Source organism: Burkholderia sp. GbtcB21, assembly GCF_019091065.1.
Lineage (GTDB): Bacteria > Pseudomonadota > Gammaproteobacteria > Burkholderiales > Burkholderiaceae > Burkholderia > Burkholderia pyrrocinia_C.
Map to the genome: position 1 here is coordinate 16,925 of NZ_JAGXKA010000032.1, position 12,793 is coordinate 29,717.

The following is a 12,793-nucleotide window of genomic DNA, read 5'->3' on the forward strand; positions in this document are numbered from 1 at the left end:
CGTTCGACGCGGGTGTCCTGCCCGCGTCTTTTTTCACCTCCAGGAGCAGCACGATGGGCATCGATTCCGCATCTTCCGGCGGCGTGTATCCGCTGCATCACGGCGACCACAATTCGCATGGCGTGCCGCCGACCATCAATCCGGTCGCGCTGAGCCACGGCCGCGACCAGCCGTTCTTCGATCCTGTTGCGTACGGCAACGGCCCCGACGATTCGGTGACCGACACGACCGAAGCGGCCGCGATCACGCATCACACGATCCTGATCGACGGGAAGCGCATCGCGTACACGGCGACGGTCGGCCATCTCGTGACGGTCGACCCGAGCAGTTCGCAGCCGGCCGCGAAGATCTTCTACGTTGCGTTCACGGCCGACGGCGCGAAGGAGGAAACGCGGCCCGTGACGTTCTTCTACAACGGCGGGCCCGGTTCGTCGTCGGTGTTCGTGCTGCTCGGCTCGTTCGCGCCGAAGCGCATCAAGACGTCGATGCCGAGTTTCACGCCGCCCGCGCCGTACCAGATGGAAGACAACCCGGACAGCATGATCGACCACAGCGACCTGGTGTTCATCAACCCGGTCGGCACCGGCTATTCGGCGGCCGTCGCGCCGAACAAGAACCGCAACTTCTGGGGCGTCGACCAGGACGCGGATTCGCTGAAGCAGTTCATCAAGCGCTACCTGACGAAGAACAACCGCTGGAATTCGCCGAAATACCTGTTCGGCGAATCGTACGGCACCGCGCGCAGCTGCGTGCTCGCGTACAAGCTGCACGAGGACGGCGTCGACCTGAACGGCGTCACGCTGCAATCGTCGATCCTCGACTACCGGCAGGCCGGCAACCCGGTCGGCGCGCTGCCGACCGCCGCGGCCGATGCGTGGTATCACAAGAAACTCGGCGTCACGCCGGCGCCGGCCGATCTCGGCGCGTTCGTCGAGGAAGTCGCGCAGTTTTCGCGCACCGACTACCTGAACGCGCTGCGCAAGGCTCCGCATGCAGACCCGGCCGCCGTGCAGAAACTGTCGCAATACACGGGCATCGACGCGGCGACGCTGCAATCGTGGAGCCTCGACATCGCCGGCTACGACGCGCGCGGCAATTCGCTGTTCCTGACGACGCTGCTGCATGCGCAGGGGCTCTCGCTCGGTTCGTACGACGGCCGCGTGACCGCGATCTCGACGGGCATCGCCGGCAAGATCGACCCGAACTCGGGCGGCAACGATCCGACGATGACGGCCGTGACGGGTGTCTATACGGCGATGTGGAACAGCTACCTGAACGAGCAGCTGAAGTTCACGTCGAATTCCGCGTTCACGGACCTGAACGACCAGGCGTTCCGGAACTGGGATTTCGGCCACATCGACCCGACCGGCGCGCAGCAGGGCATCGATGCGCAGGGGAACGTGATCCTCTACACGGCCGGCGATCTCGCCGCGGTGATGGCGCTGAACGTCGACCTGAAGGTGCTGTCGGCGAACGGCTTGTACGATTTCGTCACGCCGTTCTACCAGACCGTGATCGACCTGCAGCAGATGCCGCTCGAGGATCAGAAGGTGCGGCAGAACCTGTCCGCGCGGTTCTATCCGTCGGGGCACATGGTGTATCTGGACGGCGGTTCGCGCACCGCGCTCAAGCGCGATCTCGCGACGATGTACGACGCGACGGTCAGCGATACGGGCGCGCGGATGCGGATTCGCGCGCTGCAGGCGAAGAAGACGGGCGGGCACGCGTAGCGTTGCCCGTCGTTTGGTTGCCGCGCGTCGCGGCTACGGTGCGCGCGGCGGTCAGGTTCCGGCGCGGGGCCGGCCGGTCACGCGGCCGCAGCGCCGGATTGCGACGCGGCGGTGTTTTCGCGCGGGTGGCCGGCTTGCGCGGTCGGCCAGTCGAACAAGGTGTACGGCAGCGCGCGCTTGTGGCGCGAACCGTCGTAGAAGCGCAGCACCGTTTCGTACACATGGTCGCTGACCGGCTTGCCTTCGAGGAAATCGTCGATCTCGTCGTAGCTGACGCCGTATGCGTGCTCGTCGGGACGCAGCGGGCGCAGTTCCTCGAGATCGGCCGTCGGCACCTTCATCACGGTCGCTTCGTCGCCGCCGAGCGCGCGGGCAACTGCGCGCACGCGGCGCTTGCTGAGGCCCGCGAGCGGCAGGATGTCCGCGCCGCCGTCGCCGAACTTCGTGAAGAAACCCATCAGCGATTCGGCCGCGTGATCGGTGCCGATCACGATGCCGCGCCGTGCGCCGGCCACCGCGTACTGCGCGATCATGCGCTCGCGCGCCTTGATGTTGCCGTGCACGAAATCCTGTTGCGCGGGCGTGTCGAACGCATGGCCGGATGCGACCAGTGACCCGAGCATCGCATCGGCGGCCGGTTTCACGTCGACGGTCAGTTCCTCGTCCGCGCGCACGAACGCGAGCGCGCGCTGCGCATCGGCTTCGTCGTTCTGCACGCCGTTCGGCAAACGCATCGCGATGAAGCGCGCATCGTAGTCGTCGGCGCGCAGGCGTTCGACCGCCAGTTGCGCGAGCCGCCCGGCCGTCGACGAATCGACGCCGCCGCTGATGCCGAGCACGTAGGTCCGCAGGCCGGTCGAACGAAGGTATTGCGCGAGGAAATCGACGCGGCGGGCGATCTCGGCCTCGGCGTCGAAGTGCGGGGCGACGTTCAGTTCGGCAATGATCGCGCGTTGGCGGCTGGCGTAATCGGCGGATGTCATGAAGGTGGTTCCGGAACGAAATGCAAGGCGCCCATCATAAGCGCAATCGCGGCGGGGCGCCGCGCCGGGCGTGCGATCCGGCCGTCTGGCGTTGCTTCGGCGAGACGCGCTGCGTCGCCGTGGTGCATGGTGCGCCGGGCGGGTGCGGGATGCCGCGGGACGGGGGGCCGTGAGGCCGGCTTCGATGAGTTTGAGCTTGCCGGCAAGCGTCGGCGCGGCCGCACGGCCGCGCGCATGTGCGCCCGCGTCAGCGCCGCGCGAGCACGACGCCCGCCAGCGCGAGCGCGAAGCCGAACAGCTGGATCGCCGCGAGCGTTTCGCCGAACAGCAGGTAACCCTGCAGCGCGGCAAGCGGCGGCGCGAGGAACAGCAGCGACGTCGCGCGCGCCGCGTTGCCGCGCCGTAGCATCCACATCAGCATCGTGACCGCGCCGCCGGACAGGAACACGACGCCCCACACGAGCGACACCCACAGCGCCGGCGCGCCGATCCAGCGCGTTTCATGAAGCAGCACGACGAAGATCGCCGCGACGATCGCCGCGCCGAAGTTCTGCACGGCGACCGCGGTGCGCAGGTCGCTCTGCGCGAGCTTGCCTTTCTGGTACAGCGAGCCGGCGGTGATCGACCCGACCGCGAGCACCGATACGGCGACCACGAACCACGCAGGCGCCGCACCCGGCGGCGGCGCGACGCCGCCCGCGACCTTCGGCGCCAGCACGAGCGCGACGCCGGCGAGCCCGAGCGCCATCCCGAACCAGCCGCGCGCGGGCAGGCGCTCGTTGAACAGCGGGACGGCGAGCACGGCGGTGGCGAGCGGCTGCAGCGCGCCGAGCAGCGCCATCACGCCCGCGTTCAACCCTTGCGCGACGGCCCAGTAGCTCGCGCCGAGATAGACGCCCTGCAGCAGCGCGCCCGCGATCAGGTGGCGCGGCCACTCGCGGCGGGCCGGCCACGGCGCGCGCGCGGCGAGCGCAACCGCGCCGAACAGCGCGGCCGTACCCGCGAAACGCGCGAGCAGGAACAGGTTGGGATCGGCGTAGGGCTTGATTGCCCGTGCAACGATGAAGCCGGTGGACCACAGCGCGACGAAAGCGGCGGCGACGATCGAGGTAAGCATGCGAGGCGGGCCGCGATGCGGCCGGACGGAACCGTAAAGTCGGCCAGTATCGCGGGAAGCGGCACCGGCGTCTTGTCGAATCCTGCACTCGGACCGCGCATCGTGCGAATGCGCCGACGGTCGTTGGGTGCCGGGCATCCGGCTTCCGCCGCGGGCCGGCTATCGGCGGGCGCGAGCGGGGCGCGGACGGGTAGGACGCCGCACCGCTTGCGATGAGGGCAAGCGCGAAGCTGCGGAGATCAGTCGATCGAGAACGTGTCGAGCGGCTGGTTGGCGCGCGCGTCGGTCGCGAAGCGCGCGGCGAGCTGCTCGTAGAGCCGGCGCGCCTCGTCGAGCGTCAGGTCGATCCAGTACGGATCGCCGGCCGCATCGTTGAGTCGTTCGGGCGGAAACTGGATTTCGATCACGCTGCCTTTGCGATACATGGTGCGAGCCCTTTGCTTGGTCTGTCGTTCGGCGAAGCGCAAAGTGTAGCAACCGGCGGCGTGCCGATTCGCGCGCGTCAGGCAATACAGAATTTCGCTTTCGGGGAATGCGGCCGGCCGCCCGGCCGCGTTTCGCGCCGCAGTCAAATACCGGTAAAGCGGCCGTAATACAATGGCCAGCTTACCCATTACCAGTCGCCCCGGGCGCACACGCGATGCTGGCGGAACAACGTCATCAATACATCCTGTCGGAGCTCGGACGGTCGGGCGCGTTGTCGGTCGCGGAACTCGTGCGCTCGCTCGACGTGTCGCGCGAAACCGTGCGGCGCGACCTGAACGCGCTTGCCGCGCGCGGCCTGCTCGTGATGACGCACGGCGGTGCGCTGGCCGCCGACCGCCGCGAACCGAGCCTGTCCGAGCGCGAAGCCGCGAACGCCGAAGCGAAGCGCACGATCGGGCGGCGCGCGGCCGAATTCGTGCCCGACGACGCATCGGTGCTGATCGATTCGGGCAGCACGCCGCATGCGGTCGCGCTTGCGCTCGCCGACCGGCACCGGCTGTCGATCTACACGAACGACTGGCGCACCGCGTTCGTGCTCGCGCGGCGCAACGGCAACCGCGTGACGCTGCTCGGCGGCGAGCTGTCCGACGACGAAGACGCAACCTTCGGGCTCGACACGATCCACCAGCTCGCGCAATACCATGTCGATTTCGCGTTCGTCGGTGCCGGCGGCATCACGGCCGACGGCGAGTGCACCGACTACTCGCGGATCGCGGCCGAAGTGCGCAGCCGGATGATCGCGGCGGCCGGCACGGCGATCATCGTCGCCGACCATTCGAAATTCGGCCGCGTGACGCCGGTACGGATCAACGGCGCGGCCGCCGCGCGCTATCTCGTGACCGAACGCGCACCCGACAAGGCCGTGCGCCGCGCGCTGACCGTGCGCGGGATCGAACTGCTCGTGTGCGACTGACGCGCTTCCGACATACAAGGTTCATCGGACCGTCATCCTGCGGGAAGAACCTCTGCCGACACTGACCCATTCATTTCGACCGGCCTCGCGGCCAGGGAGCAACGAATGACCGTCAGCGTGCGCAGCTATCTTTCCCCCACTCTCGTCCTGCTGGCCTTCGACTGGGCCGATGCGCAGTCGCGCAACGATTTCCTCGGCTTCGCGATCCGGCGCACGCCGGGCTTCTGTTCGGCCGACGGCAAGACGCGCGCGCCGGACAGCTGGCTGCCGAACCGGCTGACGTTCGACGGCCCGGCCGCCGACACGCAGGGCGACGCGCCGACCGACCAGGCGCCGATCCAGAAATTCATGTGGTGGGACGCGCGCATCGATCCGCAGGACCGCGGCGCGTCGTTCCGCTACGACGTCTATCCGGTCGTCGGCACGCCCGACAATCTGCAGGTGCTCGACGCGCAGGTCGGCGTGTGCGACGTCGTGCTGCCCGCGCATATCGCGGACGGCATCGGCACGTGGTTCAACCGCGCGGTGGTGAGCTCGCAGGCGTTCGCGAAGCAGGTCGCGGCGCTGGGGCTCGCGCCGCATGTGGCACCGAGCGGTGCGCGGGCGCTGAAGCTGCGCACGTGGCTCGCGAACGACATGGAGCAGGTGTTCGCGGAGATGCTCGACCCCGCGTCGCGCGCGGCGTCGGTCGTCTATCACCTGACCGACACGCTGTGGGCGCTGCCCGCGTTCGAAGCGTTCGGGCGCAAGCACGGCGACGCGTCGCTCGCGATCGTCTACGACGCGCACACGACGGCGCGCCAGGGCAAGCCGCCGCTGCCTTCGCCGAACCAGCCGGCCGTCGACGCGCTGCAAGGGCTCGCGACACTCGCGCCGCGCGACAAGACGCACATCATGCACGACAAGTTCATCGTGACCGATGCGCCGTCGAACCCGTCGCCCGCGCGCGTGCTGACCGGTTCCGCGAACTTCACGACCGAGGGGCTGACCGAGCAGGCCAACGTGCTGCACGCGTTCGACTCGCCCGCGCTCGCCGCGCTGTACAACGACCGCGCGCATGCGCTGGCCGCGAATCCGTCGGTCGCGGAGACGGCGCGGCTGTCGCCGGGCTGGTCGGCGCCGATGACGATCGGCAGCGCACAGGTGCGGCTGGCGTTTTCGCCAGAACCGTCGGGGCAGCGCACCGAGATCGACACGATCGTCGCCGCGATTGCGGCCGCGAAGCATTCGGTGTCGTTCTGCCTGTTCATGCCGACCGACGCGGCGCTGCGCGACGCGTGCTTCGCGGCCGGCGACCGCGGGCTGATGATGTTCGGCCTGGTGAACAAGATCAACATCGGCAGCGCGACGAAGGCCGATGCCGCGCAGCAGGCCGGCCAGCCGCTCGATGCGGCGACGCTCGCGAACCTCGAGCTGTATCACCGCAGCCGCGACAACCACGACGTGATCGACGCCGAGTACTTCTCGCCGGCGACGGTGCCGCAGGGCTTCGAGCCGGAATTGCGGCAGTTTCCGGGCGAGCCGGCGCCGGCCTATCCGCCCGTCGTGATCCATCACAAGTTCATCGTGATCGATGCGGAAGGCGCGAATCCGGTCGTGTATACGGGTTCGGCGAACATGAGCCGCAATTCGGAGCAGTACAACGACGAGAACCTGCTCGAGATTCGCGACAAGCGGATCGCGGCGATCTATCTGGCGGAATTCCTGCGGCTCTACGAGCACTATCGCGCACGGGCGTTGGCGATCAGTGCGAAGCAGCACGGCGCCGGCACGGGCACGCATGCGCGGCTCGCGCTCGCGCCCGATTCGAGCTGGGCGAAAAAGTATTACGTGGCGGGAAGCCCGGAAGAAAAGGCGCGGATCGCGCTGGCGTCGACCGCGCCGACGAATTGACGCGAGAAGGGCACGGTTGCTTCGTGCCCTGGGGTACGCTGCCCGGGAGCCCGGGCAGCCGCCGCTTACGCGGCGACGTAGCGCAGCACGGCGTCGGCGATCGTGTCTCGATGCCGTGCGCGCAGGCGCGGCGCCGACGGGTCGCGGCCGAACGCGGCGCCGAACGTGTAGCGGTTCGACACGCGGTGGAAGCAGAACGAGCTGATCAGCAGGTGCAGGTCGAACGCGTCGATGTCCTTGCGGAACGCGCCGCTTGCCGCGCCGCGCTCGACCAGTTCCTCGAGCGTCTTGATGATGCTGACGTTGCGGTTCTTGAACGACTTGAGCTGCTCGAGATACTTCGCGCCGTGGATGTTCTCGATCGACACGAGGCGGACGAAGTCGCGATGCTTGTCGTGATAGTCGAACGTGAATTCGACGAGGCGGCGCATGCCTTCGCGCGGCTCCATGTCGCCGACGTGCAGTTCCTGCTCGAGCGCGCGGATGTCGCCGTACACCTTCTCCAGCACGGCCTCGTACAGGCCTTCCTTGCTTTCGAAGTAGTAATAGAGCATCCGTTTCGTCGTGTTCGTGCGCTCGGCGATCGCGTCGACGCGCGCACCGGCGAGGCCCATCGCGGAAAATTCCTGCGTGGCGACATCGAGGATGTTGCGCTTGGTTTGCTCGGGATCGTATTTGCGCCGCGCGTCGGACGCAAGCGCGCGGCTTTCGGACGTGGCGGCCTTGCTTCCTGCTTTCATGTGAATTTGTTCTGGCTTCGCGGCGGCTTGGACGAGGCATTCTAGCATGTGGGAAATCCGCGTCCTGCCGACCTTCCGCTCTAATCGGCGGGCAGTTGCGGCCGCCGCGGGGCGCTCAGCGGCGGCAGGACGCGAGCGCGTCGCGGGCCTGATATGCCGTGTACGTGAGCTGCGCGGCGGCGAGGCCCGCCAGCCCGAACGTGCGCGTGAGCCCGAACGCGGCGAAGCCGTCCGGCACCGGCCGGCCTTCGGCCAGCGCGGCCGCGAGCGCTTCGCCGGCGACCGTGGTCGGCGCCATCCCGTGGCCGCCGAACGCGATCGCGTGCCACACGCCGTCCGCGTCGCGGCCGATCTGCGGCATCTTGTGCCGCGCATAGCTCATCAGCCCGCCCCACGCGTAGTCGACCTTCACGTCTTCGAGTTGCGGATACACGCGCAGCAGGTCGCGCCGCAGCAGGCGCGCGATCGCGTCCGGTCCGCGGTCGAGCACCGAGATCCGGCCGCCCCACAGGATGCGCGTGTCCTTCAGCGGGCGGTAATAGTCGAACGCGAAACGCGTGTCGTAGATCGCGTACGGCGCGTCGATCGCGTCCGGCAGCCGCGCGCCGAGCGGTTCGGTTGCGATCACGTAGGTGGCGATCGGCAATACCGCGCGTTCGATGCGCGGCGACACGCCGCGCGCGTAGCCGCCGCCGGCGAACACGACGTCCTTCGCGCGCACCGCGCCCTGCGCCGTGCGCACGACGTACCCGGCGCCTTCGCGTGCGATGCCGAGCGCAGCCGAGCGCTCGTACACGCGCGCGCCGCCGTGCGATGCGGCCGCCGCGACGCCGAGCACGTACTTGAGCGGATGGAAGTGGAATGCGTTCGGCTCGAACAGGCCGCCGTAATAGCGCTGCGTCTTCAGCCGCGTGCGCAGCGCGTCCGTCGACACGGGTTCCCAGTCGACGCCGAGTTCACGCTTCATCAGCGTACGCACGCTGTCGAGCCGGGAAGGATCGTCGAACCAGTTCGCGAGCATCACGCCCTCATCGACGATGTCGCAGTCGATCCCGTAGCGCGCGATCCGCGCGCGGATCAGGTCGACCGCATCGACGGTGAGCCGGTACAGCCGGCGCCCTTCGTCGCGGCCGAGCGTGCGCAGCAGGTCGGCGTTGTCGAGGCTGTAGCCGCCGAATACGAAGCCGCCGTTGCGGCCCGATGCGCCGAAGCCGACCCGTTCGCTGTCGAGCACGACGACGTCGCGCACGCCGTGCTCGACGAGGCCGAGCGCCGTGCACAGGCCGGCGAGGCCGCCGCCGACGATGCAGACCTGCGTGTCGATCGGGCCGGTCAGTTGCGGGTAGGGCTGGCGGGTAACGGTGGCTTCGTAGAAGTTCTGCATTCGATTCGATGACTCGTAACGGCGGAAAAACGGACGGCGCGCGTCGATCTTGCCTGAACGCGCGCGCCGCGTCGAATGGGGGCGCAGGGCGCCGGCTGCCACGACCGGGCAGCGGCCGGCGCGAGGCGGGCCGTCAGGCGCCCGGCGCCGGGTTGGCCGGGCGGGCGACGTAGCCCGCGTAGCCGGTTTCGGCCCGCGGTGCTGCTTCGGGCGTCGCGTTGCGTTCGATCCACGGCGCGATCTCCATGTCCTCGTAGCGCACCAGGCGGCATTTGCGTACGAGCGCGTAGCCGAGCCAGATCGCGAGGAAGAACGGCAGGCCGATGTAGGTCGCGGCGATGCCGGCCCAGTCGACCTTGTCGGCGAGGAACGCCTGGTAATCCTGGCCGAGCGCGACGACCGCGCACAGCGCGAATGCGAACAGCGGGCCGAACGGGAACCACTTCGACCGGTACGGCAACTGGTCGAGCCGGTAGCCCTGCTTGAGGAAACCCTTGCGGAACCGGTAGTGGCTGACCGCGATGCCGAGCCACGTGATGAAGCCGGCCATGCCCGACGTGTTCAGCAGCCACAGGTAGACGGTCTTGTCGCCATACAGCGACGTGAGGAAACACAGTGCGCCGACGGCGGTCGTCGCGTACAGCGCATTGCGCGGCACGCCGCCCGGCGACAGCTTCGCGAACAGCTTCGGCGCGCGGCCTTCGACCGCGAGGTTGTAGAGCATCCGCGTCGACGCGTACATGCCCGAGTTGCCGGCCGACAGCACGGCCGTCAGGATCACTGCGTTCATCACGCCGGCCGCGAATGCGAGGCCCGCGTGGCGGAACACCAGCGTAAACGGACTCACGCCGATGTCGGTCACGTCGCTCTTCAGCAGGCTCGGGTCGGTATAGGGAATCAGCACGCCGATCACGAAGATCGCGAACACGTAGAACAGCAGTATGCGCCAGAAGATCTGCTTCACCGCGCGCGGGATCGTCGTGCGCGGGTTCTCCGATTCGCCGGCCGCGACGCCGATCATTTCGGTGCCCTGGAACGAGAAGCCCGCGATCATCGCGACGCCGAGCATCGTCGCCCAGCCGCCGGCGAACGGCGCGTCGCCGATCGTGAAGTTGCCCCAGCCGGCGCTCGGGCCGCCCTGCATGATCCCGAAGATCATCAGCAGGCCGACGCCGACGAACGCGAGCACCGTCAGCACCTTGATCAGCGCGAACCAGTATTCGGCTTCGCCAAAGCCGCGCACCGACAGCGCGTTGAGCGCGAAGATCAGCGTGAGGAACAGCGCGCTCCACCAGACGCCCGGCACATGCGGAAACCAGTAATGCATCACGAGCTGCGCGGCGACGAGCTCCACCGCCAGCGTGACGGCCCAGCTGTACCAGTAGTTCCAGCCGAGCGCGAAGCCGAAGCCTTCGTCGACGAACTTCGCGCCGTAGGTCGCGAACGAACCCGACACGGGCATGAACGCGGCCATTTCGCCGAGGCTCGTCATCAGGAAATAGACCATCAGGCCGATCACCATGTACGCGAGCATCGCGCCGCCGGGGCCGGCCTGCGAGATCGACGCGCCGGACGCGACGAACAGGCCCGTGCCGATCGAGCCGCCGATCGCGATCATTCGCAGATGGCGGGCCTGCAGCGCGCGGTGGAGGGACGGCTTCGCGGGCGGCGAGCCGGACGGACGGGGCGAATCGGGGCGGGCATCTGAATGCATGGCGGGTGCTGGGCGCTGTCTCCGGGATTGTTTTTCGGCGACGAAGCGCGACGCGTTGCCGGCCGGGTAGCGGTGGTGCTTCGCGGGAACGGGCCGGATGAGCCGGGCCGCGATGCGTGTCGCGTTCGTCTGTCGTCCGGCTGCCGTAGTGGCGGCCGGCGGCGCGCCGGGTGCGTTGCACCTCGACGTCGCACCGATTGTGTGTGCCCGATGCACGAGCGGCAAACGATATTTCCGAACAGGGTGATGCGGCTTTGTCATCAACTTGCTTTGCGTCAGGACGCGTCCGGCCGCCCTGCTACGGGCTTTGGAAAGGTCCCATATCGGCACTAAAAAGCATCGGTCCGGGTCGCCGAGGTGTTGCGTTTTGGGAATGAAGTCGTGAGTTAATATCAATAGCGGCCCGACTTGTGGCCGCCGACAATGTGTTTCATGGATCGTGCCTCGCGAGGCTGGGGCGCGCCGTCCGGCCGGGCTTTTCGGCGGCGGCGCAGCGCGATGCGCCGTGCGGCGCACCGGGCCTGCCGAGCTGCGCATCCGCTTGCACAGGGCGCGCGAACGCGCTCCAATCGAATCACGCGGGCGGCGCTGCCGCCGCACCGATCAATCTGTCCCTGAAGAGGAAGTGATGCAATTCAACGACATTCTTGCCGCGCTCGATATCGATCTCGCCCAGTGGAAAGGCAATGCGCTGACCGCGCGTTCGCCGCTCGACGGCGCGACGCTCGCGACGCTGGCCGTCGACACGCCCGCCGACGCCGAGCGCAAGATCGACGCCGCGCACGACGCATTCCTCAAGTGGCGCACGGTGCCGGCGCCGGTGCGCGGCGAGCTCGTGCGCGTGTTCGGCAATGTGCTGCGCGAGCACAAGGCCGCGCTTGGCCACCTCGTCACGCTCGAGGCCGGCAAGATCACGTCGGAAGGCCTCGGCGAAGTGCAGGAAATGATCGACATCTGCGATTTCGCGGTCGGCCTGTCGCGCCAGCTTTACGGCCTCACGATCGCGTCGGAGCGCCCGGGCCACCGGATGATGGAAACGTGGCACCCGATCGGCGTGTGCGGCGTGATTTCGGCATTCAACTTCCCGGTCGCGGTGTGGGCGTGGAATGCGGCGCTCGCGTTCGTGTGCGGCGACCCGGTCGTGTGGAAACCGTCGGAGAAGACGCCGCTTACCGCGATCGCCTGCCACGTGCTGCTCGGGAAGGCGCTGCGCGAGTTCGGGAAGACGCATCCGGGCGTCGCGCCGGAAGGGCTGAGCCAGCTGGTGCTCGGCATGCGCGATGTCGGCGAGGTGCTGACGGCGTCGAAGAAGGTGCCGGTCGTCAGCGCGACGGGCAGCGTGCGGATGGGCACGGAAGTCGCGAAGGTGCTGAGCCAGCGTCTCGCGCGCGGCATCCTCGAACTTGGCGGCAACAACGGGATGATCGTCGCGCCGAGCGCCGATCTCGACCTCGTCGTGCGCGCGGTCACGTTCGCGGCGGTCGGCACGGCCGGCCAGCGCTGCACGACGCTGCGCCGCTTGATCGTGCATCGCAGCATCGTCGAGCAACTGCTGCCGCGCATCGAGAAGGCGTATGCATCGGTGAAGGTCGGCAGCCCGCTCGAAGAAGGCACGCTGGTCGGCCCGCTGGTCGATCGCGCATCGTTCGACGCGATGCAGAAGGCGCTGGCCGATGCACGCGAGCAGGGCGGCGAAGTGAAGGGCGGCGAGCGCGTCGACGTCGGTCACGCGGATGCGTACTACGTGCGTCCGGCAATCGTGCGGATGCCGAAGCAATCGGCGGTGGTCGAGCGCGAGACGTTCGCACCGATCCTGTACGTGATGGTCTACGA

The 12,793-nt window shown here is 68.4% G+C and carries 10 protein-coding genes; 4 read left to right on the plus strand and 6 right to left on the minus strand.

The window, feature by feature from the left end:
* Positions 1 to 53: 53 nt before the first annotated feature.
* Positions 54 to 1,730: a S10 family peptidase gene (locus tag KVT39_RS35190; protein ID WP_034180915.1), complete on the plus strand. Its 1,677-nt coding sequence runs from the start codon at positions 54 to 56 to the stop codon at positions 1,728 to 1,730.
* Positions 1,731 to 1,807: 77 nt separating this feature from the next.
* Here the strand turns inward: KVT39_RS35190 and nadE are convergent, their stop codons facing one another.
* From nadE to KVT39_RS35205, 3 genes are all read right to left on the minus strand, one after another.
* Positions 1,808 to 2,713, minus strand: a complete 906-nt coding sequence (nadE, locus tag KVT39_RS35195) for an ammonia-dependent NAD(+) synthetase (RefSeq protein ID WP_105393486.1) — start codon at positions 2,711 to 2,713, stop codon at positions 1,808 to 1,810.
* Between the two features lie 247 nt (positions 2,714 to 2,960).
* Entirely contained in the window at positions 2,961 to 3,830 is an 870-nt protein-coding gene (locus KVT39_RS35200; RefSeq protein ID WP_034180914.1) for a DMT family transporter, read from the minus strand.
* 239 nt (positions 3,831 to 4,069) lie between these two features.
* Positions 4,070 to 4,255, minus strand: coding sequence for a hypothetical protein (locus tag KVT39_RS35205; protein WP_006480515.1), 186 nt, complete (start codon positions 4,253 to 4,255; stop codon positions 4,070 to 4,072).
* Between the two features lie 215 nt (positions 4,256 to 4,470).
* Here KVT39_RS35205 and KVT39_RS35210 point away from each other — a divergent pair, with 215 nt between their 5' ends.
* Both KVT39_RS35210 and KVT39_RS35215 read left to right on the plus strand, forming a co-directional pair.
* Entirely contained in the window at positions 4,471 to 5,229 is a 759-nt protein-coding gene (locus KVT39_RS35210) for a DeoR/GlpR family DNA-binding transcription regulator (RefSeq protein WP_034180913.1), read from the plus strand.
* 105 nt (positions 5,230 to 5,334) lie between these two features.
* Positions 5,335 to 7,122: a phospholipase D-like domain-containing protein gene (locus tag KVT39_RS35215; protein WP_217591255.1), complete on the plus strand. Its 1,788-nt coding sequence runs from the start codon at positions 5,335 to 5,337 to the stop codon at positions 7,120 to 7,122.
* A 65-nt stretch (positions 7,123 to 7,187) separates the two neighbouring features.
* On the opposite strand, the gene KVT39_RS35220 is transcribed toward KVT39_RS35215, so the two are convergent.
* From KVT39_RS35220 to KVT39_RS35230, 3 genes are all read right to left on the minus strand, one after another.
* Entirely contained in the window at positions 7,188 to 7,862 is a 675-nt protein-coding gene (locus KVT39_RS35220; RefSeq protein ID WP_034180911.1) for a TetR family transcriptional regulator, read from the minus strand.
* Positions 7,863 to 7,977: 115 nt separating this feature from the next.
* The gene (locus KVT39_RS35225; protein WP_217591256.1) at positions 7,978 to 9,246 is read right to left on the minus strand and encodes an FAD-binding oxidoreductase; all 1,269 of its coding nucleotides are present in this window, start codon (positions 9,244 to 9,246) and stop codon (positions 7,978 to 7,980) included.
* A 133-nt stretch (positions 9,247 to 9,379) separates the two neighbouring features.
* Positions 9,380 to 10,960, minus strand: a complete 1,581-nt coding sequence (locus tag KVT39_RS35230; protein ID WP_217591257.1) for an amino acid permease — start codon at positions 10,958 to 10,960, stop codon at positions 9,380 to 9,382.
* Positions 10,961 to 11,588: 628 nt separating this feature from the next.
* Between KVT39_RS35230 and KVT39_RS35235 the strand changes: the two genes are divergently transcribed.
* Positions 11,589 to 12,793, plus strand: a 1,205-nt coding sequence (locus KVT39_RS35235; protein WP_217591258.1) for an aldehyde dehydrogenase family protein, incomplete at its 3' end; no start/stop codon positions are given.